Source organism: Pseudomonas sp. TH04 (assembly GCF_016651355.1).
Lineage (GTDB): Bacteria > Pseudomonadota > Gammaproteobacteria > Pseudomonadales > Pseudomonadaceae > Aquipseudomonas > Aquipseudomonas fluorescens.
Map to the genome: position 1 here is coordinate 3,969,974 of NZ_JAEKEA010000001.1, position 24,179 is coordinate 3,994,152.

The 24,179-nt window shown below is 62.2% G+C and carries 25 protein-coding genes; 20 read left to right on the plus strand and 5 right to left on the minus strand.

Annotated features, from left to right (window positions below; genetic code table 11):
* Positions 1-15: 15 nt before the first annotated feature.
* The 5 genes from pyrR to gshB form a co-directional block, all read right to left on the minus strand.
* Entirely contained in the window at positions 16-522 is a 507-nt protein-coding gene (gene pyrR / locus JFT85_RS17780; protein ID WP_053258473.1) for a bifunctional pyr operon transcriptional regulator/uracil phosphoribosyltransferase PyrR, read from the minus strand.
* 83 nt (positions 523-605) lie between these two features.
* Positions 606-1,043, minus strand: a complete 438-nt coding sequence (gene ruvX, locus JFT85_RS17785; protein WP_003195067.1) for a Holliday junction resolvase RuvX — start codon at positions 1,041-1,043, stop codon at positions 606-608.
* A complete protein-coding gene (locus tag JFT85_RS17790; RefSeq protein ID WP_053258472.1) occupies positions 1,043-1,612 on the minus strand; it encodes a YqgE/AlgH family protein in 570 nt (189 codons plus the stop codon). Before JFT85_RS17790 ends, ruvX begins: the two co-directional genes overlap by 1 nt.
* 67 nt (positions 1,613-1,679) lie before the next feature.
* Positions 1,680-2,585 (minus strand): energy transducer TonB, encoded by a 906-nt coding sequence (locus JFT85_RS17795; RefSeq protein ID WP_053258471.1) that lies wholly within the window; start codon positions 2,583-2,585, stop codon positions 1,680-1,682.
* Positions 2,586-2,662: 77 nt separating this feature from the next.
* Complete coding sequence (gene gshB / locus JFT85_RS17800) at positions 2,663-3,616, minus strand: glutathione synthase (protein WP_016976046.1); 954 nt, start codon at positions 3,614-3,616, stop codon at positions 2,663-2,665.
* A gap of 239 nt (positions 3,617-3,855) precedes the next feature.
* On the opposite strand from gshB, the gene pilG reads away from it, so the two are divergent.
* From pilG to madM, 20 genes are all read left to right on the plus strand, one after another.
* Positions 3,856-4,263, plus strand: coding sequence for a twitching motility response regulator PilG (gene pilG, locus JFT85_RS17805; RefSeq protein WP_053258470.1), 408 nt, complete (start codon positions 3,856-3,858; stop codon positions 4,261-4,263).
* A gap of 46 nt (positions 4,264-4,309) precedes the next feature.
* Positions 4,310-4,684 carry a twitching motility response regulator PilH gene (gene pilH / locus JFT85_RS17810; RefSeq protein ID WP_053258469.1) on the plus strand — a complete coding sequence of 125 codons (375 nt, stop codon included), beginning with the start codon at positions 4,310-4,312 and terminating at the stop codon, positions 4,682-4,684.
* A complete protein-coding gene (locus JFT85_RS17815; protein WP_053258468.1) occupies positions 4,681-5,205 on the plus strand; it encodes a chemotaxis protein CheW in 525 nt (174 codons plus the stop codon). The genes pilH and JFT85_RS17815 overlap by 4 nt, the downstream gene beginning before the upstream one ends.
* Complete coding sequence (locus tag JFT85_RS17820; RefSeq protein ID WP_069552286.1) at positions 5,202-7,253, plus strand: methyl-accepting chemotaxis protein; 2,052 nt, start codon at positions 5,202-5,204, stop codon at positions 7,251-7,253. Before JFT85_RS17815 ends, JFT85_RS17820 begins: the two co-directional genes overlap by 4 nt.
* Before the next feature lie 177 nt (positions 7,254-7,430).
* Positions 7,431-13,244 (plus strand): Hpt domain-containing protein, encoded by a 5,814-nt coding sequence (locus JFT85_RS17825; RefSeq protein ID WP_201230231.1) that lies wholly within the window; start codon positions 7,431-7,433, stop codon positions 13,242-13,244.
* Positions 13,237-13,692 carry a chemotaxis protein CheW gene (locus JFT85_RS17830; protein ID WP_053258465.1) on the plus strand — a complete coding sequence of 152 codons (456 nt, stop codon included), beginning with the start codon at positions 13,237-13,239 and terminating at the stop codon, positions 13,690-13,692. Before JFT85_RS17825 ends, JFT85_RS17830 begins: the two co-directional genes overlap by 8 nt.
* 338 nt (positions 13,693-14,030) lie before the next feature.
* Entirely contained in the window at positions 14,031-14,414 is a 384-nt protein-coding gene (locus JFT85_RS17835) for a polymorphic toxin type 44 domain-containing protein (protein WP_073636742.1), read from the plus strand.
* Entirely contained in the window at positions 14,392-14,811 is a 420-nt protein-coding gene (locus JFT85_RS17840; protein ID WP_053258464.1) for a hypothetical protein, read from the plus strand. Before JFT85_RS17835 ends, JFT85_RS17840 begins: the two co-directional genes overlap by 23 nt.
* A gap of 325 nt (positions 14,812-15,136) precedes the next feature.
* Positions 15,137-15,382, plus strand: a complete 246-nt coding sequence (locus JFT85_RS17845; protein WP_187601223.1) for a DUF6124 family protein — start codon at positions 15,137-15,139, stop codon at positions 15,380-15,382.
* A 286-nt stretch (positions 15,383-15,668) separates the two neighbouring features.
* Positions 15,669-16,298 carry a nucleotidyltransferase domain-containing protein gene (locus JFT85_RS17850; protein WP_053258462.1) on the plus strand — a complete coding sequence of 210 codons (630 nt, stop codon included), beginning with the start codon at positions 15,669-15,671 and terminating at the stop codon, positions 16,296-16,298.
* The gene (locus JFT85_RS17855) at positions 16,261-16,695 is read left to right on the plus strand and encodes a hypothetical protein (RefSeq protein ID WP_201230232.1); all 435 of its coding nucleotides are present in this window, start codon (positions 16,261-16,263) and stop codon (positions 16,693-16,695) included. The genes JFT85_RS17850 and JFT85_RS17855 overlap by 38 nt, the downstream gene beginning before the upstream one ends.
* 259 nt (positions 16,696-16,954) lie before the next feature.
* Positions 16,955-18,625 (plus strand): malonate decarboxylase subunit alpha, encoded by a 1,671-nt coding sequence (mdcA, locus tag JFT85_RS17860; RefSeq protein WP_053258460.1) that lies wholly within the window; start codon positions 16,955-16,957, stop codon positions 18,623-18,625.
* A complete protein-coding gene (locus tag JFT85_RS17865) occupies positions 18,626-19,459 on the plus strand; it encodes a triphosphoribosyl-dephospho-CoA synthase (protein WP_069551992.1) in 834 nt (277 codons plus the stop codon).
* Positions 19,459-19,758: a malonate decarboxylase subunit delta gene (locus JFT85_RS17870; RefSeq protein ID WP_053258458.1), complete on the plus strand. Its 300-nt coding sequence runs from the start codon at positions 19,459-19,461 to the stop codon at positions 19,756-19,758. The genes JFT85_RS17865 and JFT85_RS17870 overlap by 1 nt, the downstream gene beginning before the upstream one ends.
* The gene (locus tag JFT85_RS17875; protein WP_069551993.1) at positions 19,751-20,593 is read left to right on the plus strand and encodes a biotin-independent malonate decarboxylase subunit beta; all 843 of its coding nucleotides are present in this window, start codon (positions 19,751-19,753) and stop codon (positions 20,591-20,593) included. Before JFT85_RS17870 ends, JFT85_RS17875 begins: the two co-directional genes overlap by 8 nt.
* Entirely contained in the window at positions 20,590-21,360 is a 771-nt protein-coding gene (gene mdcE, locus JFT85_RS17880; protein WP_053258456.1) for a biotin-independent malonate decarboxylase subunit gamma, read from the plus strand. Before JFT85_RS17875 ends, mdcE begins: the two co-directional genes overlap by 4 nt.
* Positions 21,354-21,950 (plus strand): malonate decarboxylase holo-ACP synthase, encoded by a 597-nt coding sequence (locus JFT85_RS17885; RefSeq protein WP_053258455.1) that lies wholly within the window; start codon positions 21,354-21,356, stop codon positions 21,948-21,950. The genes mdcE and JFT85_RS17885 overlap by 7 nt, the downstream gene beginning before the upstream one ends.
* The gene (gene mdcH, locus JFT85_RS17890; RefSeq protein ID WP_053258454.1) at positions 21,947-22,846 is read left to right on the plus strand and encodes a malonate decarboxylase subunit epsilon; all 900 of its coding nucleotides are present in this window, start codon (positions 21,947-21,949) and stop codon (positions 22,844-22,846) included. The genes JFT85_RS17885 and mdcH overlap by 4 nt, the downstream gene beginning before the upstream one ends.
* Positions 22,847-22,913: 67 nt before the next feature.
* The gene (madL, locus tag JFT85_RS17895) at positions 22,914-23,327 is read left to right on the plus strand and encodes a malonate transporter subunit MadL (RefSeq protein WP_053258453.1); all 414 of its coding nucleotides are present in this window, start codon (positions 22,914-22,916) and stop codon (positions 23,325-23,327) included.
* Position 23,328: 1 nt separating this feature from the next.
* Positions 23,329-24,093 (plus strand): malonate transporter subunit MadM, encoded by a 765-nt coding sequence (gene madM / locus JFT85_RS17900; RefSeq protein WP_053258452.1) that lies wholly within the window; start codon positions 23,329-23,331, stop codon positions 24,091-24,093.
* Positions 24,094-24,179: the final 86 nt, after the last annotated feature.

Here is a 24,179-nt window from a genome sequence, read left to right on the forward strand (position 1 = left end):
TCTGTACAAGGCGGTTTAAAGGGCAAGGTCTTGCAGTTCGAGTTCGAGCGGCGTTGGACCGGACAATTTTACCCGCTGGTGGGCTTGCAGGGACAGGGTTGCACCGACCACATCCGGGCTGATCGGCAATTCGCCGGCGTCCAGGTCCAGCAGGCACACCAGGGTCACACTGGCCGGGCGGCCGTAGTCGAACAGTTCGTTCATGGCGGCGCGGATAGTGCGGCCGCTCATCAGCACGTCGTCGATCAGCACCAAGTGCTGGCCTTCGATTTCGAACGGCAGGGCCGAAGGACGCACTTGCGGGTGCAGGCCGTTCTGGCTGAAGTCGTCGCGGTAGAACGATACGTCCAGTGTGCCCAACGGCGAATCACTGCCCAGTGCTTCCAATAACGCTTGGGCCACCCACACACCGCCGGTGCGAATGCCGATAAAGCGCGGTTCGCTGATGGCACGGTGTTGCAGGTGCGCCTTGAGGCGAATCGCCATCTGGCTGATCAGTTCGGCGGGATTGGGCAGGCTCATGGTGGCTCCTTCAAGGCCTTGCGCGGCAGGGGTGCGCACAAGGTCCGGGCTCAAACGTAAAAAGACGCGGCAAGCCGCGTCAGTCAGGATTCAAATAAAGCGGTGTTTTCATCCAGCCAACCCTGCAACAGCAAGGCGGCGGCGATGGCGTCCACCGGGTTGTCGCGGTAGCTGCCTTTCTGGCCGCCACGGTCGCGGCGCTCGCCTTTGGCTTCAAAGGTGGTCAGGCGTTCGTCGTGGGTATAGAAGGGCAGGTTGTAGCGACCATTGAGGCGGCGGGCGAATTTTTCCGCGCGCAGGCACATGTCGCTGGGGGTGCCGTCCATGTTCAAGGGCAAGCCGACCACGACCGCGTCGGGCTTCCACTCCTTGATCAGGGCTTCGACCTGGTTCCAGTCCGGCACGCCGTTCTGGGCTTTCAAGGTGCACAGCTCGCGGGCCTGGCCGGTAATGACCTGGCCGACCGCCACGCCGATCTGTTTGGTGCCGTAGTCAAACCCGAGGATCAAACGCAAGGCCATCAGGCGTGCCCCGCCTGGCTGGTCAGCAGGCTGAGGTTGACCCGAAGCTTGGCCGCGGCCGCTTCCAGGCGCAGTTCGCTGGCGGTGTTGAACAGGATGTCGGCGTCGAACGGGCAGGTCAGCCAGGCATTGCTGGCCAATTCGGCTTCCAGTTGCCCGGCTTCCCAACCGGCGTAGCCGAGGGTAATCACGCTTTGCTCAGGCCCCACGCCGTCGGCGATGGCAAACAGTACGTCCTGGGAGGTGGACAGCGACACGCCCTCAAGGTCGACCGTGGCCTGGAACTTCGGCCCGGTCGGGTGCAGCACAAAACCGCGATCGGTCTGTACCGGCCCGCCGATATAGATCGGCACGCTCTGGCAACGGGCCGGCGGGTCGACCTCGGGCCGCAGTTGCTCAAGGATGTCGGCCAGGTTCAGTTCTTGCGGGCGGTTCACCACCAGCCCCATGGCACCATTGGCCGTGTGCTCGACGATATAGGTCAAGGTCTGCGCAAAGTTCGGGTCGGCCATATGGGGCATGGCGATCAGGAATTGGTGCTTGAGGTAGGTCGGGCTGACATTTTTCATGTCCGCTAGTGTGGCGTTGGAGGGGCGAACTGACAAGCTGGGGATGCGGGTGATGTGGCAATTGTCATCAATTGCTGGACAGCCGATCACCCCGGGCAAACTTCCAGGTGCGGATGATTTCCAGGCGGTCGACATCATTCAGGTCGCCGGTAAACGGTGCGAAAGGCGCGGCCAGGCGCACGATGCGCTGGGCGGCCTGGTCCAGCAGCGGCTGGCCGGATGACTCCAGCACCTGCACTTCATATAGCGAACCGTCGCGGTTGATCGACACCAATAAGCGCAAATTGCCATAGATCTGCTGGCGCCGAGCTTCATCCGGGTAGTTGAGGTTGCCGATGCGCTCGACCTTCTTGCGCCACTCATCCTTATACCAGGCGCCTTTGTCGCGCATGGTCGAGGCCGCATTCAGGCGGTAGATACGGGGGCGCTTGGCGTACAGCTGTTGTTCGTTGGCCAGTTCGGCTTCGAGGCTGGAGATTTGGTCGGAGAGTTGTGAACTGTCAAACGTCGGCGCCGGTTTCACCGGTTCGGGCTGTGGTTCGGTCTTGGCTTTTTCGCGTTGGGTCGGCGCTTTTTGCGGTTTGGGCGCGACGGTGGTCACCGCTGCCTTGGGCGCGGCTTGCTTGACTTCGGGCTTGGGCGACGGCGGTGGGGTGACTTTATTGACCGTGTTGTCCTGAAACGGCGCCACTTCAGTGGTCTTGGGCACGGCTTTCTTGTCGAGGGTGCCGCTGCCCTGCTGGTTGTCCTGAGCGAGAAAATCGGCCTTCTCCGGCTTCTTTTCGCTCTTGAACGTGGCGAGGGTGATTTCCAGGGTTTTGGTGATCTGCTTGGGTTCGACAAAGCTGAAGCCCAGGCCGAGCAGCAAGGCGAGGTGAATCAAGGCCGCCAGGAACAGGGTAAATCCGAGCCGATCAGCCGGGCGCACGCCGCTATGGGAGAGTTCGGAGGGCAGATCGGACGGGAGTGTCATGACAAAAAAACCAACATCGCGCGTTTCACAGGTGGCGCATGATAACGCAATGTTGGTGTGTGTCCGGCTGTTCTATGTCACTTGGCTTGTAGCTTGCGCTCAATGGCCGCCATCAGCATTTCGCCGATGTTCGTGCCAAATGCGTTGTCGATCTCGCGAATACAGGTCGGGCTGGTGACGTTGATTTCGGTGAGGTTCTCACCAATAACGTCAAGCCCCACAAACAGCAGGCCTTTCTCGCGCAGGGTTGGGCCAACCTGGGCGGCGATCCAACGGTCTTTGTCCGACAACGGCCGAGCTTCACCACGCCCCCCCGCCGCCAGGTTGCCACGGGTTTCACCCGCCGCCGGAATACGCGCCAGGCAATAATCCACCGGCTCGCCGTCGATCATCAGGATGCGCTTGTCGCCGTCCTTGATCGCCGGCAGGTACGCCTGGCCCATGATCTGCTGGGTGCCCAGCGCGGTCAGGGTTTCCAGGATGACCGACAGGTTCGGGTCGCCTGCACGGTGACGGAAGATCGAGGTGCCGCCCATGCCGTCCAGCGGCTTGAGGATTACATCGCCATGTTTGGCGGCGAATTCACGCAGCACATCGGCGCGGCGGCTGACCACGGTAGGTGGGGTGCACTGCGGGAACAGCGTGGCGAACAGCTTTTCATTGCAGTCGCGCAGGCTTTGCGGCTTGTTGACGATCAACACGCCGGCGCGCTCAGCCTGCTCCAGCAGGTAGGTGGAATAGACGAATTCCATGTCGAACGGCGGGTCCTTGCGCATCAGGATCACGTCCAGGTCGCTCAAGGGGCTGTCGATTTCATCCGCAAGCTCAAACCACTTTTCCGGGTTGGCAAACACCTGCAGCGGGCGCATGCGTGCACGGGCCTCGCCGTCGCCCTGATAAAGGTCGCGCTGCTCCATATAGAACAGGGTCCAGCCGCGGGCCTGGGCGGCCAGGAGCATGGCCAGCGAGCTGTCCTTTTTATAGGAAATGCTGGCGATAGGGTCCATGACAATGCCGACGCGAACGCTCATGGGGGATTTCCTCTAGCAAATTAGGGCGCATAAAAGTGGCGTCAGAGTGGCGCTGCGGCTGTTGTGGGTCAAGGAAAAACCACCTGGCCGGTTGCTCGATAGATTGCGCCCGGAGACTGTGCTAAAAAGACTGGCACGGCGCAGCAGCCCTTGAATTCCAAGGCTTGCGGCGCTCATCCTGTGCAACATCAGGCAGTACACACCGAAAACCGATTCGCTGTGGCGATGGTAGAGCAGATATGGAACAGCATTCCAACGCCTTGAAAGTGATGGTGATCGACGATTCGAAAACGATCCGCCGTACCGCCGAGACGCTGTTGAAGAACGTGGGGTGCGATGTCATCACGGCCATCGACGGTTTCGATGCATTGGCCCGGATTGTTGATCACCACCCGCACATTATCTTTGTCGACATCATGATGCCGCGCCTGGATGGCTATCAGACCTGCGCCCTGGTGAAGAATAATCCGGCGTTCAAGTCGATCCCGGTGATCATGCTGTCCTCCAAGGACGGCCTGTTCGACAAGGCCAAGGGGCGCATCGTTGGTGTCGATCAGTTTTTGACCAAGCCTTTCAGCAAGGAAGAACTGCTGAGTGCGATCAAGGCCTATGTGCCAGGGTTCGCCGCAGTAGAACAAGCACACTGACGCCGCCTCACAAGGGCAGGCGCCGACCAATGTAGTGGGGAAAACCATGGCACGCGTTCTGATCGTCGACGATTCGCCGACTGAAATGTACAAACTGACCGGCATGCTGGAAAAGCATGGCCATCAGGTCCTCAAGGCCGAAAATGGCGCTGACGGCGTGGCGCTTGCCCGTCAGGAAAAACCCGATGCGGTCCTTATGGACATCGTGATGCCGGGCCTCAATGGCTTCCAGGCAACGCGCCAGCTGTCCAAGGAACCGGAAACCAACGCCATCCCGATCATCATCATCACCACCAAGGATCAGGAAACCGACAAGATCTGGGGCGCGCGCCAGGGCGCCAAGGACTACCTGACCAAGCCTGTTGATGAAGAGACCCTGATCAAGACCCTCAACGCGGTGCTTAAACCCAAGCTCCCATGACCGAGTCGCAAACCGCCTTCGAACTGCTGCTGGACATCGACCGCCGCTGCCGCCTGTTGGCCGCTGACCTGCCGTCCCAGGAAACCCGCCTGCAACGTTGGAGCGGGATCGGCTTTCGCCTGGGGCCGCATTGGTATGTGGCGCCGATGGGCGAAGTCGCCGAGGTGTTGCACGAACCGCGCTGCACCTTGATGCCGGGGGTTAAACCCTGGGTCAAGGGCGTGGCCAACCTGCGCGGGCGCTTGCTGCCGGTGATGGACCTGGGCGGGTTTCTCGGCATGGACCTGTCCAAGGCGCGCAAGCAACGGCGGGTGCTGGTGGTGGAATTCAACGACTTGTTTGTCGGGCTGCTGGTAGATGAGGTGGTGGGCATGCAGCATTTCGCACAAGACGCCTTGTTGACGGGCGCCACTTCCGGCGTGCCGTTTATCCAGGGCCAGTTCGACAGCGACCAGCTCTGGCAGGTCTTCAGCCCCTTCGCTTTGGCCCAGGCCCCAGGCTTCATGGATGTTGCCGCATGACCACCGCTACCACTCCCAAACCGCAAGCCGCGTCGCGCAGCCGTTCGCAGATCATCGTGCTGTTTATCGCACTGATCGTGTTCATCATGCTGTTGTTCGCCAATTTTGCGTACCTCAACACCCAGTCCACCTACGACAAACAGTACATCGGCCACGCCGGTGAGCTGCGCGTGCTGTCCCAGCGCATCGCCAAAAATGCCACCGAAGCCGCCGCCGGCAAAGCCGCTGCGTTCAAGCTGCTGAGCGACGCGCGCAACGACTTCGCCCAGCGCTGGGGCTACCTGAAAAAAGGTGACGCCGAGACCGGCCTGCCGGCGGCGCCCAGTGCGGTACGCGCCGAGATGCGCGCCGTGCAGACGGACTGGGAAGCGCTGCTGAAAAACACCGACGCCATCCTCGCCAGCGAGCAGACGGTGTTGTCGTTGCACCAGGTGGCCGCGACCCTGGCCGAAACGGTGCCGCAATTGCAGATGGAGTCGGAAAAGGTCGTCGATATCTTGCTGCAACGCGGCGCCCCGGCGAGCCAGGTGGCATTGGCCCAGCGCCAGTCGCTGCTGGCCGAACGCATCCTGGGCGCCGTCAACACCGTGCTGGCCGGCGACGAAACCGCCGTGCAGGCCGCCGACGCGTTTGGTCGCGATGCCAACCGTTTCGGCCTGGTGCTCAACGGCATGCTCAACGGCAACCCGGGCCTGCGCATTACCCAGGTTGAAGACCACGACGCCCGTGCGCGCCTGGCGGAAATCGCCGAGCTGTTCGAGTTCGTCTCCGGCTCTGTGGATGAGATCCTCGAAACCTCGCCCCAGCTGTTCCAGGTGCGTGCGTCGGCGAGCAATATTTTCAACCTGTCGCAAACCCTGCTTGATGAAGCCTCGCACCTGGCCACCGGGTTTGAAAACCTCGCCAGCGGGCGCAGCTTCGACACCATCGGCGGTTATGTGCTGGGCCTGTTGGCGCTGACCTCGATCATCCTGATCGGCCTGGTAATGGTGCGCGAAACCAACCGCCAACTGCATGAGACCGCCGAAAAGAACGAGCGCAACCAGAACGCGATCATGCGCCTGCTCGACGAAATCGAAGACCTGGCCGATGGCGACCTCACGGTGACCGCCTCAGTGACCGAAGACTTCACCGGCACTATCGCCGACTCCATCAACTATTCGGTGGACCAACTGCGCGATCTGGTGGCGACGATCAACTTAACCGCCGGGCAAGTTGCCGGCGCGGTGCAAGAGACTCAGGCCACCGCCATGCATCTGGCCCAGGCCTCGGAGCATCAGGCCCAGCAGATCGCCGAAGCGTCCACCGCGATCAACCAGATGGCCCAGTCCATCGATCAGGTGTCGGCCAACGCGGCGGAGTCCTCGGCGGTGGCGGAGCGTTCGGTGGAAATTGCCAACAAGGGCAACGAGGTGGTGCACAACACCATCCACGGCATGGACAACATTCGCGAGCAGATCCAGGACACCGCCAAACGCATCAAACGCCTGGGCGAATCTTCCCAGGAGATTGGCGATATCGTCAGCCTGATCGATGACATTGCCGACCAGACCAATATCCTCGCCCTCAACGCGGCGATCCAGGCCAGCATGGCCGGCGACGCCGGGCGTGGTTTTGCGGTGGTGGCCGATGAAGTGCAACGGCTGGCCGAGCGTTCATCCGCCGCCACCCGGCAAATCGAAACGCTGGTGCGGGCGATTCAGACCGACACCAATGAAGCCGTTATTTCCATGGAACAGACCACCACCGAAGTGGTGCGCGGCGCGCGCTTGGCCCAGGACGCCGGGGTGGCGCTGGAGGAGATCGAAGGCGTGTCGAAAACCCTCGCGGCGTTGATTCAGAGTATTTCCAATGCGGCGCAGCAGCAGACGTCGTCCGCCGGGCAGATTTCCCTGACGATGAACGTGATCCAGCAAATCACCACGCAGACGTCATCCGGCTCGACCGCCACCGCCGAAAGTATCGGCAACCTGGCGAAGATGGCCAGCCAGTTGCGCAGGTCGGTGTCGGGCTTCACCTTGCCACCGCCTAAACAGGTAGACGATTGAAATGTTATCTGGAGAACACCACATTCCAAATGTGGGAGCTGGCTTGCCTGCAATAGCGGGCTTTCAGTTGATACATCTACAGCTGACCCACCGCCATCGCAGGCAAGCCAGCTCCCACAGTGGATCTCCATTGTTCTCGGCAACACACGCAGTCCATGAATTCTAAGCGGAGCAGTTATGGTTGATCGGCACGACTACGTGGCCCTCGAATGGGTCAAGGGCGACATTGCCGAAACCCTGAAACAGGCCCGTTCGGCGCTGGACACGTTTGTCGAAACCCACGACAGCGACGCCATCGGCGAGTGCCTTGCGTGCATTCACCAGGTGCATGGTGCGTTGCAAATGGTCGAGTTTTACGGCGCGGCCCTGCTGGCGGAAGAAATCGAAGAGCTGGCGCTGGCATTGCAAGGCGAGCGCGTCAGCCAGCGCGATGAAAGCATCCGTCTGCTGCAACAGGCGCTTAGCCAGCTGCCGCTGTACCTTGACCGTGTGCACAGCGCCCGCCGCGATTTGCCGCTGGTGGTGTTGCCGCTGCTCAATGACCTGCGCAGCGCACGCGGCGAAGGCCTGCTGTCGGAGACCAGCCTGTTCAGCCCGCAACTGCTGTCGATTGCGCCGTTGCCCGATGAGGCCCTGGCCCAGCGTGCGCTGCCTGACCTTCACGAGCAACTGCGCCAGTGGCACCAGCTTCTGCTCCAGGCGTTGGCCGGGCTGCTGCGTGAAGACCATGGCCCAAGCAACCTGGAAGATATGGCGCGGGTCTTCGCCCGCCTCGAAGCCCTGTGCCAAGGCGCGCCGCTGCTGCCATTGTGGCAAGTCACCTCGGCGCTGGTGGAAGGCATGCTCACCGGCGTCATCGCCAACAGCCCGGCGCTGCGCAGTTTGCTCAAAGCCAGCGACAAGCAACTCAAGCGCCTGCTGGCCCAGGGCATCGGCGGCATCAACCAACCGGCGCCGGATGAGTTGCTCAAGAGCCTGCTGTTCTACGTCGCCAAGGTCACCCGGCCGACGCCGCGCATGCAAAGCCTCAAGGAACGCTACGGGCTGGATGAAGCCTTGCCCGACAGCGCCGTGGTGGATGCCGAGCGCGCGCGCCTGGCCGGGCCGGATCGCAATGCCATGGGGTCGGTGCTTGGCGCGTTATGTGAGGAACTGGTGCGGGTCAAGGAGCGCCTGGATCTGTTCGTGCGCAGTGACCGGCAACACACCAGCGACCTCGATGCCTTGCTGGCGCCGCTGCGGCAGATCGCCGACACCTTGGCGGTACTGGGCTTCGGCCAGCCGCGCAAAGTCATCATCGACCAGCTTGCCGTGGTGCTTGGCCTGGTCCAGGGCCACCGCGAACCCAATGATGCGGTGCTGATGGATGTCGCCGGGGCCTTGCTGTATGTCGAGGCCACGCTGGCGGGCATGGTCGGCACCGTCGAACCGGAAAACCGCGAAGAAAGCCGCCTGCCCACCACTGACCTGACCCAGATTCATCAACTGGTTATCCGCGAATCCTGCCAGTGCCTCAAGCAAGCCAAAGAGCTGGTGATTGACTGCGTTGAAGCCGACTGGGATCGCCAGCGCCTGGAGTCTCTGCCCGAGCTGCTCAGCCAGGTGCGTGGGGCTCTGGCGATGATTCCGCTGCCGCGCGCGGCGAGCCTGATGCGCGGCTGTACCGATTACGTCGACGAACAGCTGATGGTGAATGAGGCCATGCCCTGCGAGGCACAGCTGGCGCATTTTGCCGACGTGATCAGCAGCCTGGAGTACTACCTGGAACGCATGCTCCAGGATGCCGACGCTGCGGGCGAACGCGTGCTGGAACTGGCCACCCAGGGCCTGGCCGCACTCGGCTACCTGCCCGCCGAAAAACCCTGGCGGCAGGCGCTGGTCGCGCCGGATGGCGCACTGTCGACCGAGGTTGCGCCGAGCCAATCCCAGTTCGACGCATTGGCCAGCCCGACCTCACGCCTGAACCCGCCGGCACTGAAACGCCCGGGCAGCCTGCAGCCACCGCCGGACGGTGAGGAACCCATCGACGACGAGCTGCGCGAAGTCTTCCTTGAAGAAACCGACGAAGTCCTCGAAGTGCTGCACCGTTACTTGCCGAACAGCGCGGACAAAACCGCCCAAGCTGAGATGCGCCGCGCGTTTCACACCTTGAAAGGCAGCGGCCGTATGGTCCGCGCCCTGGTGTTGGCCGAGTTGGCCTGGGCGTTGGAAAACCTGCTTAACCGCGTGCTCGAACGCAGCGTTACCCTCGGCCCCGATATTCAACAGGTGCTGGATGACGCCGTGGCCCTGCTGCCGGAATTGATTGCCGACTTCGCCACTGATGACCAGCGCCAACGCGATGAAGTCGACGCCTTGGCCGCGCGTGCCCACGCGCTGGCCAGCGGCACTGTATCGGCCGCAGAACCCCACGACCCGATGCTGCTGGAGATTTTTCGCAACGAAGCCCAGAGCCACCTGGAAAGCCTCAACCACTTCCTGCAACAAGCCGCCGAACACGTGCCGCTGCAGGTCAGCGATGAATTGCAACGCGCCCTGCACACCCTCAAGGGCAGTGCCTACATGGCCGGCGTACTGCCAATTGCCGAACTGGCACGGCCGCTTGATCACCTGACCCGCGAATACAAGGCCCACCGCCTGCCGCTGGACCTGGATGAAGTGGAGTTGTTGCTGGAAGCGGAAGGTTTGTTTCAACGCGGGTTGCGTCAACTGGACAGTGATCCGCTCGTGCCGATCAAGGGTGCGCCAGACCTGATCAGCCGTACCCAAAGCCTGCTTGACCAGCAGCTCGAAGCCCTGCTCGACGCGCCCAACACGGGCCTGCGTATCAAGCGCGACCCGCAGTTGATTACCAACTTCCTGGCCCAGGGCATGGACATCCTGCTGGATGCCGAAAGCCTGCTGCGCCGTTGGCAACAACACCCCGGCGAGCGTCAGGAACTGACCGCGCTGCTGGACGAATTGACCACCCTGGGTGAAGGCGCGCACATCGCCGACCTGCACGCGATTGACGCGCTGTGCGAGGCCTTGCTCGATCTGTATGGTGCCGTGGAAGAAAGCAGCCTGGCGGTCAGCGAGCGGTTTTTCCATGAGGCCGAACAGGCCCATGAAGCGTTGATCAACATGCTCGACCAGCTGGCCGCCGGCCAGGAAATCAGCCCGGCGCCGGCGCGGGTACAAGCGCTGCGCGAATTGCTCGATGACGCCCTCGACCCGTCCGCCACCGGCCTGATCAAAAGCGACGGCAGCCGCGCCCTGAGCATCTCGGAACTGGGCGCCGCCACGGCACAGTTGGGCCAGGACACGGCGATGGACGACGAGATTGTCGAGATCTTCCTGGAAGAGGCGGTGGATATCCTCGACAGCGCCGGGCAGTCGCTTAAACGCTGGTTGCTGGAGCCCGACAGCGCGGCACCGCTGTCGTCGCTGCAACGGGATTTGCACACCCTCAAAGGCGGCGCGCGCATGGCCGAGATCGGGCCCATTGGCGACCTGGCCCATGAGCTGGAAAGCCTGTACGAAGGCTTGGTGGACCGCCGCTACAGCTACTCCCCGGAACTCTCCCATGTGCTGATGGCCAGCCATGAACGGCTGGCCTTGCAGCTGGAGCAACTGCAAGACCACCAACCCCTGAGCGACTCCAGCGACTTGATCGCCCAACTGCGCGAGTTACGCCACAGCAGCACGCCAGCCACCCCGGTCGCAGCGCCCGAAGCGGCGGCTGACCCCGAGCTGCTGGATATCTTCCTTGAAGAAGCTGCCGATATTCTCGACAGCTCAAGCAGCGCGTTGCTGCGCTGGCAGGCCGAGCCGAACAATCGCCAGGAGGTGGAAACCCTGCTGCGCGACCTGCACACCCTCAAAGGGGGCGCGCGCATGGTCGAGATCGGGCCGATTGGCGATTTGGCCCATGAGCTGGAGTTTCTCTACGAAGGGCTGTCCGCCGGTTTGCTGGCCCCGTCTCCTGAACTCTTCGCGTTGCTGCAGGGCTGCCATGACCGCCTGGCGCAGATGATCGATGCGGTGGCGGACGGCTTGCCGGTCGGTTCGGTGGACAAGCTCATCGAGCGCATCAAAAGCCTGGTGCACCCTAGTGATGAGCCGGTGTTGCCTGTGGCATTGCCGACGGGCAAGGCGGAAGCGGCGGTCGACCCGGCGGCGGACATGGTGAAAATCTCCGCCGATTTGCTGGATGACCTGGTCAACCTGGCCGGTGAAACCTCGATCTTCCGTGGCCGTATCGAGCAGCAAGTCAACGATGCGCGCACCGCGCTCAATGAAGTCGAAACCACCATTGAACGCATGCGCGACCAACTGCGCCGTCTCGACACCGAAACCCAGGGCCGCATCCTCAGCCGCCAGCAGGCCGAGGCCGAGCGCCTGGGTTATGAAGAATTTGACCCGCTGGAAATGGACCGCCATTCGCAGTTGCAGCAGCTGTCGCGCGCGCTCTCCGAGTCGGCCTCCGACCTGTTGGACCTCAAGGAAACGCTGGACCGCCGCAACCAGGATGCGCACAACCTGTTGCAACAGCAGGCGCGCATCAACACCGAGTTGCAAGAAGGCCTGATGCGCACGCGCATGGTGCCGTTTGAACGCATGTTGCCGCGCCTCAAGCGCATCGTGCGCCAGGTGGCGGAAGAGTTGGGCAAGGACGTCGAGTTTGTGGTCGGCAATGCCGAAGGCGAAATGGACCGCAACGTGCTGGAACGCATGGTGGCGCCGCTGGAACATATGCTGCGCAATGCCGTGGACCATGGCCAGGAATCGCGCGAGGCACGGTTGCTGGCCGGTAAGCCTGCGAGGGGCCGCATCAGCCTGGACCTGACTCACGAAGGCGGCGATATCGTCTTCGACATGCGCGACGACGGCGCCGGGGTGCCACTGGAGGCGGTGCGGCGCAAGGCAATCAAGCGGGGGTTGCTCAGCCCTCATCAAGAGATGAGCGACCGCGACGTGTTGCAGTTCATCCTGCAACCGGGGTTCTCCACGGCGGAAAAGATCACGCAGATTTCCGGGCGGGGCGTGGGCATGGACGTGGTGCACGAAGAAGTGCGCCAACTCGGTGGCTCGATGGTGATTGATTCGAGGCCGGGCGAGGGCGTGCACTTTCGCATTCGCCTGCCGTTTACGGTGTCGGTCAACCGCGCACTGATGGTGCAATGCGCGGACGATCAATACGCGATTCCGCTCAACACCATTGAAGGCCTGGTGCGCGTCCTGCCCCACGAGCTGGCGGGGCACTATCAACAAGACCCGCCGCGTTATGAATACGCCGGCCAGCGTTACGAGTTGTTCTACCTGGGTGACCTGCTGCACACCGTCGCCCGGCCGAAATTGCTGGGCCAGTACCAGCCGGTGCCGGTGCTGTTGGTGCAATGCAACGAACGGCGCGTGGCGGTGCATGTGGATGCCATGGCCGGTACGCGAGAGATCGTCGTCAAGGGCCTGGGGCCGCAGTTTGCGGGCGTGCAGGGGCTGTCCGGGGCGACCATTCTGGGCGATGGCCGCGTGGTGTTGATCATCGATTTGCTCGCGCACATTCGTGCCCGGCAACCGGCCTTGCCGGCCCGGTCGGTCGACGCCGCGCTGGTGCTCAACGACCCGTTGAAAAAGCGCCCGCTGCTGGTGCTGGTCGTGGACGATTCGGTCACGGTGCGCAAAGTCACCAGCCGCCTGCTGGAGCGCAACGGCATGAACGTCCTCACGGCCAAAGACGGGATCGACGCCATCGCCCTGCTCGAAGAACACACCCCGGACCTGATGCTGCTCGACATCGAAATGCCGCGCATGGACGGCTTCGAAGTGGCCATCCAAGTGCGCAACGACCCACGGCTGATGCGCCTGCCGATCATCATGATCACCTCGCGCACCGGCCAGAAACACCGCGACCGCGCCATGGCCATTGGCGTCAATGACTACCTCGGCAAGCCGTACCAAGAGTCGGTGCTGCTGGAAAGCATCGCCTACTGGAGCAAGTCCCATGCTTGACCACCGCACCAGCCAACTCACCGGCCTGCTGTTGCCCCTGGCCGACCGCCACCTGGTGCTGCCCAACGTCGCCATCGCCGAGCTGATCGACTTCCAACGCGGCGAACCGGCCAGCGATGCGCCGCCGTGGTACCTGCGGCAAGTGACCTGGCGCGACCGGCAGTTGCCGTTGATCAGCTTTGAAGCGGTGTGCGGTGAGGCCAGCGTGACCGGCGAGCGTTCGCGAATTGTGGTGTTGAACGCGCTCGGCGGGCGGCCAACGTTGAAGTTTATTGCGATGGTGATTCAGGGGATTCCCCGCTCGTACAAACTCGATAGCCAGTTGAGTTACGTGGATGTGCCGCTGTGCCCGCTGGAACTGGCGGCGGTGCAGGTGGGCGAGCATGTGGCGAAAGTGCCTGACCTGATGGGGCTGGAAGCGCTGTTGGTCGAGTCCGGCCTGGCCTGACGATTAGCCTTGTGAAGATCCACTGTGGGAGCTGGCTTGCCTGCGATAGCGGCTTGTCAGTCACTGCATCAACAACTGACCCACCGCTATCGCAGGCAAGCCAGCTCCCACACTGAATTGTGTTCAATCGCGCGTTAGCGTTTTCGTGACTAAAAAATTGTTGTTGATGATCGTACCTTTTCACCATTTCGGATCGGCTAATGATGCGGACTGACCGCTCACATGTCGGAATGGGATGGAGTTGCTGTAGGCGAGTTCTGCATTTGGATTAAGCGGGTTTTCAGGCCTGTGTGGAGTGGCTAGCTTCTGCGCTCCTCATTGCCTGCAAGGATCTGCAAATGGCCGTACCGTTAATGCCGCCCGGTGTTTCAATTTTTGAAAACATGGCGATATCTCGTTGCAAACGCACTCATCTCAAGCCGGGCTCGGCATTCGCTTATTCTTGGTTTTATTCTCAGGTCAGGGCTGCTGGCCCATGGAACTACAAGAAGCGAGGGCGCGAGTATGAGGCTTTTGGTAACTTCAATTACGGCGCTACGGGTACGGTGCTGGGCATTCCCGAGCATGTGTTGTTGCGAGCTGCTGGTGTGGCTCAAACCGTCGCAAAAACCACCCTTCCGGATTTTGGAACATGGTGGGGCGGTGAGCCTTTTGGTGATGACCCACGGGACCAATATTGGATAAGAAAAGGTATTGAATATGCAATTTCGCAAGGCCACTAAGCGCCTCATACCGTTTCTGCGTAATTGCCTGCTTGTGGTCTGCCTGATCTATATCGGCGGCAGTTGGATACTGTCGCCCGGAACACCGGTTCTGGATGAAGTGGTTTTGAAGCATTCCTTGGGCAACGGCACTTCGATCTATGGTGCGCGCGACGGCCAGGGGGGGGCGACGGTGGGGTTTTCCTACAGATACTACGTCCATGAGGATTTGGGGAGTGATCAGGAAATACTCGCCGCCTTAGTGTCTGCACATGCGTTTCTGAAAACCCAAGAGCCCGATGTCCAAGCGCGTGATGAGGGCGGTGCACTGCATCTGATTATTCGGGGGCGTGTGTATGAGTACCATAGCTATGCACTGGAGGGCTTGGGGACGGTCAAGGTGATGATGGCTTTGTGATGGGCCAGTGTTCGGATTTTTCCTGCAAGATTTCGGGCGGTGCATGAACTTGTTGTGGGTAGTGATGGCGGCTAGTCTTCGTTCGTCATCGAAAAAACGGTGACACGGACGTGCAAGTCCGACGAAACTGTTTAGGCGTACAGACGCCCAGCCAACCACGGGCGTTTTTTGTGCTCGCTGCTTTATGGCGGCTGCGCGCAGGAGGTCTTCGGACCTGCTGGGTGTCCTAAACAGGCCCGGTCTTGCACACCTGCGCACGGTCGCCACCCTCATTCGCGTGCAAGCGAACGGTGGCGCTCCTTACTAACTGTTTAGGAGTTTCATCATGATCAAACCTACCCCAAATCCACCCGCTAGTGTTTTCACCGTAAACCCCCACCAGAACACCGAAACCCTGTTGGTCAACGCCAGTGAAACCCTGTCCTCGCTGAACGCCATGACCTGCAACCTGGCCTTTGACCTGAATACGTCCCAGCGCGCAATCATGCTCGGCATTCAGCAAATGGCCGAGTTGGGCCAGTTGCTGGTCGATAGAGCGCTGGAGCAAGTCAGCCCGGCGGCGGCAGGTTAAAACGGTCCCAAATAGGGGCTGGTCGTTCCCTGTTTAGGACCGCTACTTAACAGGCACCACCGAACAAATGTGGGAGCGGGCTTGCTCGCGAATACGGTGGATCAGTTGTAGATGTGCTGACTGACCCACCGTATTCGCGAGCAAGCCCGCTCCCACATTTTGATCTTCATTCGGCTCGAATCGAGTATTTGCTGATTGATGGTTTCCTGTACCCCAACCGCTTAAAACTTGATCGTTCCCAAAAAGGGACCTATCGTTCCCTTTTTGGGACTCTTTGGCCGCCGCCATGCAAACCTTGCCGCTCAGCACTGCACTCTTCACCGTCACCCAGCAAAAAGTGCTGGGCCTGCTTTTTGGCAAGCCCGATCAAAGTTTCTTCACCAACGAAATAGCCCGCTGGGCCCAAGTGGGCAAGGGCAGCCTCACCCGCGAACTTGAGCGGTTGCAGTTGGCGGGCATCTTGAGCATGACGCGCCAGGGCAACCAGACCCACTACCAAGCCAATCCCCAGTGCCCGATTTACTCGGAGTTGTTGGCTATCGTGCGCAAGACGCTGAGTCTGGACGAACCCTTGCGCAATGCATTGGCGCCTTTCGCCGAGCAACTGACGTGGGCGTTCATCTACGGCTCCATCGCCAAGGGCGAGGCGCACTCATCCAGTGACATAGATCTGATGCTGATAGGTGAAAGCCTCAACTACAGTGAAGTCATGGAGCAGCTCATGCCGCTGGAAGAGCAACTGGGCCGCACCATCAACCCGACGCTTTACACCCTCGAAGACTGGATCGGCAAATGGAATGCCGGGAACAGTTTTGTACAGCGGGTCGTGCAGCAGGACAAGATCAATCTGATGGGGGGCAACCCCCTGGAATCCACGGATGGACAGCAAGGCAAACCTGGAGAACCTGCAACGTAGCGGTGGCTTGAAGGCAGAGCCGCCGGATCGCAAGGAGTGTGATGGACTGATGCGCTCGGCCCGGGACCGATTAAGGGATGCGGGCAACCCACGGTTGTCGTTCGCCAGTCGTTTCGACCTGGCATACAACGCTGCCCACGCCATCGCGCTCACGGCCTTGCGTTTGCAAGGCTATCGTTCTGACAAACGCTATTTGGTCTTTCAATGTCTGATTTACTCCGCCGACGCGAACAAGGTGCAGGTGAGGTTATTAGCGCTGTGCCATGAGCGCCGAAACCTCGCGGAGTACGAAGGGTATATGGATGAGGATGAGGCGCTGCTGGGGCAGTTGATGGATGGCGCGATAACACTGCTGAATAAAGTGGAAGACGTGTTGGCTGTCCATCAGTGGCAATGACGTGATTCTTCTGAACACCACCGAACAAATGTGGGAGCGGGCTTGCTCGCGAATGCAGGGTGTCAGTCGGTACATGTGTAACTGACCCACCGCATTCGCGAGCTAGCCCGCTCCCACATTTTAATCTTCAGTCGGCTCGAACTCAGCGTTTGCTGATGATCCGTTACTCCAGCCGTAACGATCCGCCGTCGGGCTTGATTGATGCCCCCCGGATTCACTCCTAAGGTAAGCCCACGACAGCAAACCCCGTGGAGCGACCATGACAACAACCATCACCCCCGACTCGCGCTGGACGCGGCGGCGCGACGAGAAGCAGCGGCGCCTCGGGCTGGTCAAAAAATACGCAGACGGGGCGGTGTTGCCCAGCGACAAGATCGTCGAGGCCCTCGAAGCGCTGATCCTGCCTGGCGACCGCGTGGTGCTGGAGGGTAACAACCAGAAGCAAGCCGATTTCCTCTCGCGCTCCCTGGCCAAGGCCGACCCGGCCAAGCTCCACGATTTGCACATGATCATGCCCAGCGTCGGCCGCTCCGAGCACCTGGACCTGTTTGAAAAGGGCATCGCGCGCAAGCTGGACTTCTCCTTCGCCGGCACCCAATCCCTGCGCATCAGCCAACTGCTGGAAGACGGCCTGCTGGAAATCGGCGCGATCCACACCTACATCGAACTCTATGCCCGCCTGGTGGTGGACCTGATTCCCAACGTCGTGCTCTCGGCCGGTTTCATGGCCGACCGCGCCGGTAATATCTACACCGGCGCCAGCACCGAAGACACTCCCGCGCTGATCGAACCCGCCGCCTTCAGTGATGGCATCGTCATCGTGCAGGTCAACCAGTTGGTGGACGACGTCACCGACTTGCCGCGTGTCGACATCCCCGCCAGTTGGGTGGATTTTGTGGTGGTGGCCGACAAGCCGTTCTACATCGAGCCACTGTTCACCCGCGACCCGCGCCACATCAAGCCGGTGCATGTGCTGATGGCGATGATGGCGATCCGTGGCATCTACGAAAAACACAATGTGCAGTCGCTCAACCATGGCATCGGTTTCAACACGGCCGCCATCGAGCTGATCCTGCCCACCTACGGCGAGTCCCTCGGCCTTAAAGGCAAAATCTGCCGCAACTGGACGCTCAACCCGCACCCAACCCTGATCCCCGCGATCGAAAGCGGCTGGGTCGAAAGTGTGCATTGCTTCGGCACCGAGTTGGGCATGGAAAACTACATCGCCGCACGGCCGGATGTGTTCTTCACCGGCCGCGACGGCTCGATGCGCTCCAACCGCATGTTCTGCCAACTGGCCGGCCAGTACGCGGTGGACCTGTTTATCGGCGCCACCTTGCAAGTGGACGGTGATGGGCATTCCTCCACCGTGACCCGTGGCCGTCTCGCGGGTTTTGGGGGCGCGCCGAACATGGGCCACGACCCGCGTGGTCGTCGGCATGGCACCCCGGCCTGGCTGGATATGCGCCACGATGACGCGCCGGAGGCTTTGCTCGAACGCGGCAAAAAACTCGTGGTGCAAATGGTCGAGACCTTCCAGGAAGGCGGCAAACCGACCTTCGTCGAAACCCTCGACGCGGTGGACGTCGCGCGCAAAAGCGGCATGCCGCTGGCGCCGATCATGATCTACGGCGACGACGTCACCCACCTGCTCACCGAAGAAGGCATCGCCTACTTGTACAAGGCGCGTTCCCTGGAAGAGCGCCAAGCGATGATCGCCGCCGTTGCTGGCGTCACCGCCATCGGCCTGCGCCACAACCCCAAGGACACTGCGCGCATGCGCCGCGAAGGCTTGATCGCCTTGCCCGAAGACCTCGGTATCCGCCGCACCGACGCCACCCGCGAACTGTTGGCCGCCAAGAGCGTGGCCGACCTGGTGGAGTGGTCCGGTGGCTTGTACAACCCGCCCGCCAAGTTCAGGAGCTGGTAAATGCGCGCCCTCAAACTGCATGAACTGAGCCTCGCCGATCGCCTGGCGGACATGGCCGTCGACGCGCTGATCGATGAGGCGGACTTGTCGCCAAAACCCGCTTTGGTCGACCGTCGCGGCAATGGCGCTCATCGCGATTTACACCTGGGCCTGATGCACGCGTCGGCACTGTCGCTGTGGCCGATGTTCAAGGAGATGGCGCAAGCCGCGCTTGAATTCGGTGAAGTCGGTTTGCCCCTGCGTGAAGCCCTCGGGCGGATTGGCCGCGAAGGCGAGCAAGCCATGCTCACCACCACCGCCGGCGTGAACACCCACCGCGGTGCGATCTGGGCGCTCGGTTTGCTGACCGCAGCAGCGGCCCTGGAACCACGCGCCATCACGCTGAATGCCGCCAGACTGGCCTTGCTCAACGACCGTTACGCGCCCCAACCGCTGAGCCACGGCGCCCAGGTTGCCCAACGCTACGGCGCACGCGGTGCCCGTGAAGAAGCCCAGTTGGGCTTCCCTTCGGTTGTGCAGCGCGGCCTGCCGCAACTGCGCAAAAGTCGTCAGCAAAATGTCGGCGAACAGAACGCCCGCCTGGACGCCTTGCTCGCGATCATGACCGACCTGGCGGACACCTGCGTGCTCTACCGCGCAGGCACCGAGGGCCTGCACGCTATGCAACACGGCGCCCAAGCGGTGCTGGACGCGGGCGGCAGTGCAAGCCTCGCCGGCCGCCGCCGACTGCACGTGCTGGACCAACAACTGCTGGCCCTGAATGCCTCCCCCGGCGGCGCCGCCGACCTGTTGGCCGCCTGCCTGTTTATCGACCGCCTCGACGGAGCGTTGTGATGGAAACCTTATCTTTTGAATTCCCCGCCGGGCAGCCGCCGACAGGCCGTGCACTGGTGGGTTGCGTCGGCTCCGGCGACCTGGAAGTGCTGCTGGAGCCTGGCACGCCCGGCACGCTGACCATCCAGGTGCAGACCTCGGTAAACGGCGCTGAACAACGCTGGCAGCATCTGTTTGAGCGAATCTTCCAGGAACAGATGCCGCCAGCCTTGAAGATTGATATCCACGATTTCGGCGCCACCCCCGGCGTGGTGCGCTTGCGCCTGGAGCAGGGTTTCGAGGAGATCGGCCATGACTGACTTGCTCAGCAAACACAGCTTTGTCGAACTCGGTGCGCGGCAACGGGCCAAGGCCTTGTTGGACGCCGGCACTTACCGCGAGCTGATCGACCCGTTCCAGCGCGTGATGTCGCCGTGGCTCAGCCGCCAAGGCGTGGTGCCTCAGGCGGATGACGGTGTGGTGATCGCCAAGGGCAGCATCGCGGGCTTGCCGGTGGTGGTTGCGGCTATCGAGGGCAACTTTCAAGGTGGCAGCCTGGGTGAGGTCGGCGGCGCGAAAATCGCCGGTGCGCTGGAGCTGGCCGCCGAAGACAACCGCAAGGGCATCCCGACCCGCGCTGTGCTGCTGCTGGAAACCGGCGGCGTGCGCTTGCAGGAGGCCAACCTTGGCCTGGCCGCGATTGCCGATATCCACGCGGCGATTGTCGACCTGCGCCAGTACCAGCCGGTGATCGGCGTGGTGGCGGGCAGCGTCGGCTGCTTTGGCGGCATGTCCATCGCCGCCGGGTTGTGCAGCTACCTCGTCGTCACCCGTGAAGCACGCCTGGGCCTGAATGGCCCGCAGGTGATCGAGCAGGAAGCCGGCCTGGAAGAATACGACTCCCGCGACCGTCCCTTTATCTGGAGCCTGACCGGCGGCGAGCAACGCTTTAACAGCGGGTTGGCCGATCGTTATGTGGCGGACGATGTGGCGCAGATCCAGCAGACCGTCACTGAGCTGTTGCAACAAGGCTTGCCCGAACACCCGCGCAGCCGTCAGCTCGATTTCTACCTGAAGCGCCTGACCGAGCTGGACGCCACGCCGCAAATTGACGCGGCCACGGTTCGCGACCTGTATCAAGGAGACCGCTCATGAGAGGCTTGCAGTGGTTCAACGCATTGAGCAACGGCGCCACGCCCGTGGACGGTTTGCCGGCCTCGTTGAAAGTCGCCGACGGCGCGTTGGCTGAACACGCGGTGCGCTTCATCGCCGTGGTCACCGACGCCCAAAACCGCTTCCCGCGTGCGCGCAATGGCGAAGTCGGCCTGCTTGAAGGCTGGGGCTTGGCCAAGGCCGTGGACGACGCCATCGCCCGTGGCGACAAACGCCCGATCATCGCCATCGTCGATGTGCCCAGCCAAGCCTACGGCCGTCGCGAAGAAGCCCTCGGCATTCACCAGGCCCTGGCCGCCGCCGCCGACAGCTATGCCCGCGCCCGGCTGGCCGGGCACCCGGTGATTGCTCTGCTGGTGGGCAAGGCGATGTCCGGCGCGTTCCTCGCCCACGGCTACCAGGCCAACCGCCTGATCGCCTTGCGTGACCCCGGCGTGATGGTGCACGCCATGGGCAAAGCCTCGGCGGCGCGGGTGACCCTGCGCAGCGTCGAGGAATTGGAAGCCCTGGCCGCCAGTGTGCCGCCGATGGCGTATGACATCGACAGCTATGCCAGCCTCGGCTTGCTCTGGGAGACCTTGTCGGTCAGCCAGATTGAACAGCCCACGGCGGACGATGTGGTGCGGGTCAGCGATTGCCTGCTGCACGCCATCAACGATATCGACGGCCCTGATTTAACAGGGCGTTTGGGCGCCACTCATCGCGCCGCCTCCAGCCACGTGCGCCAGTTGCTGCGGGAGCAATGGTGAACGCCCACGATCTGCTCTGGGGCATGACCCCGGCGCACCTGCCCGCCGACTCCCCGGCGTGGGTGATGGACGCTGTGGGCGCCGGGCACCCGGTGGTGGTGCGTCGCGCCATTGCCGAGCCCGGCTATGTGGCGGTCGGCGTGCGTGGGCAACGGCGCGAGCAGCGATTTGCCACGCAGATGCCCTTGGCTGCCGTGCAACGGCGAGTGACCCCGCAAGCCCTGCGCGATGTGAGCTCGCCACGGGATGTGCCGGCGTTGCGCGCACTTGATCAACTGCGGCCGTTGTTGGCACCGCAAGAGTGGGGCGTGAGCGGCAGTGCCGGCTTTGAATTGGCGAGCGGCATCCAAGCTTTGCATGCCCTGAGCGATCTGGATTTGATTCTGCTCGCCCCGCAGCCGCTTGATCGCAAGGACGCCCGAGCGTTGCTGGCGCAATTGGACACGGCGCCGTGTGCCGTGGACCTGCAGCTGCAAACCCCATTCGGTGCGGTAGCCTTGCGCGAATGGGCCGGTGGCTCACGCCGTGTGCTGCTGAAAACCGCCGGCGGCGCGCTCCTGGTTCTCGACCCGTGGCAGGCCGTGGCATGAGCAGCCTCCTGGTGTTTCCGGGGCAGGGCACCCAACGCGCAGGCATGCTCCAGGCGTTGCCGGCGGACATTTTGCAAGAAGCCAGTGACGCCTTGGGTGAAGACGTTCGCCCGCTCGACTCGGCGCACGCCTTGGCGAGCACCCGCGCCGTTCAGCTCTGCCTGCTGATCGTCGGCGTCGCCCATGCGCGCCAGTTGCAGCATACGCCGGATTACGTGGCGGGCCTGTCCATCGGTGCCTATCCGGCAGCGGTCATCGCCGGTGCCCTGGACTTTGCTGATGCGGTAAAGCTGGTGAGCCTGCGCGGCGAACTGATGCAAAACGCTTATCCACAGGGCTACGGCATGACCGCGCTGATCGGCCCTGAGTTATCCACCGTCGAAACGTTGCTGGCCGATATCCACAGCGCAAAAACGCCGGTGTACCTGGCCAATATCAACGCCGACAACCAAACCGTCATCGCGGGCAGCGACGCGGCGATGCAGCGGGTTGCCGAGCGCCTTAAAGGCAACGGCGTCGCCAAGCGCCTGGCCGTCAGCGTGCCGTCCCATTGCGCGCTGCTGGAAGCGCCCGCGCAGGCACTGGCCGAAGCCTTTGTCACGCTCAAGGCCCCGCGCATTACCTACCTGAGCAGCACCCGCGCGCGGCCTATCCACAACCCGGAACACCTGCGCGACGACCTGGCTTTCAACATGTGCCGCGTCGTCGACTGGCGCGGCACCGTGCAAAGCGCCTACGAGCGCGGCGTGCGCCTGCAAATCGAACTGCCCCCGGGCGCCGTGCTCACCGGCCTGTCACGCCGCGTGTTTGAACAAGGCACGGTGATCGCCTGTGAAGGCGCGCGCCTGGACACCTTGCAGGCCCTGCTGCAAGAGGAGGAGCGCCGCCACCGATAAAGCTCCACCCAAGGCTTTCGAAGCACAAAAACAACAATTTCGATCGAGCACTTTGAGGACAACAACAATGATTATCTACGGTGTGGCATTGCTGGCGATCTGCACGCTCGCGGGCGTGATCATGGGCGATATGCTGGGCGTGTTGCTCGGCGTCAAATCCAACGTGGGCGGAGTGGGCATCGCCATGATCCTGCTGATCTGCGCGCGGTTGTGGATGCAAAAGCGCGGTGGCATGACCAAGGAGTGCGAGATGGGCGTCGGCTTCTGGGGCGCCATGTACATCCCCGTGGTCGTCGCGATGGCCGCGCAACAAAACGTGGTCACCGCCCTGCACGGCGGCCCGGTCGCGGTGCTCGCGGCGATCGGTTCTGTGGTCGTTTGTGGCTGCACCATCGCGCTGATCAGCCGCACCCACAAGGGCGAACCCTTGCCCGCTGAAGAACCGCTGATTACGCCGACACCTGTTGTGGGAGGCCGCTGATATGTGGGACCTCATCGAAAAAGGCTTGGAACATAACGGCCTGGTCACCGCCTTTGCGTTCGTCGGCGTGGTGATGTGGATTTCTGTGGTGCTGTCCAAGCGCCTGACCTTCGGGCGCATTCATGGCTCGGCGATTGCGATTGTCATCGGCCTGGTCTTGGCCTGGGTCGGCGGCACGCTTACCGGTGGGCAAAAAGGCCTGGCCGATGTGGCGCTGTTCTCCGGTATCGGGTTGATGGGCGGCGCCATGCTGCGCGACTTTGCGATTGTCGCCACGGCCTTTGAAGTGCAAGCCACTGAGGCGCGCAAAGCCGGCTTGATCGGGGTGATTGCCTTGCTGCTTGGCACGATTCTGCCGTTTATCGTCGGCGCGAGCATGGCGTGGGCGTTTGGTTATCGCGATGCGGTCAGCATGACCACCATTGGCGCCGGCGCCGTGACCTACATCGTCGGCCCGGTGACCGGTGCGGCGATTGGCGCGACGTCGGATGTGATGGCGTTGTCGATTGCCACCGGCTTGATCAAGGCGATCCTGGTGATGGTCGGCACACCCGTCGCAGCGCGCTGGATGGGCCTGGATAACCCGCGCTCGGCGATGGTGTTTGGTGGGTTGGCCGGGACGGTCAGCGGCGTGACCGCAGGCCTGGCGGCGACGGATCGGCGGTTGGTGCCGTATGGCGCGTTGACGGCCACGTTCCATACCGGGCTTGGGTGCCTGCTGGGGCCTTCGTTGCTCTATTTCATCGTGCGTGGGATTGTTGGCTGACCCGGTAATTCAGGGTGTTTGCTCTGACCTCTTCGCGAGCAAGCCCGCTCCCACATTTTGACCGCGTTCTCATGTTGCTACTCGGT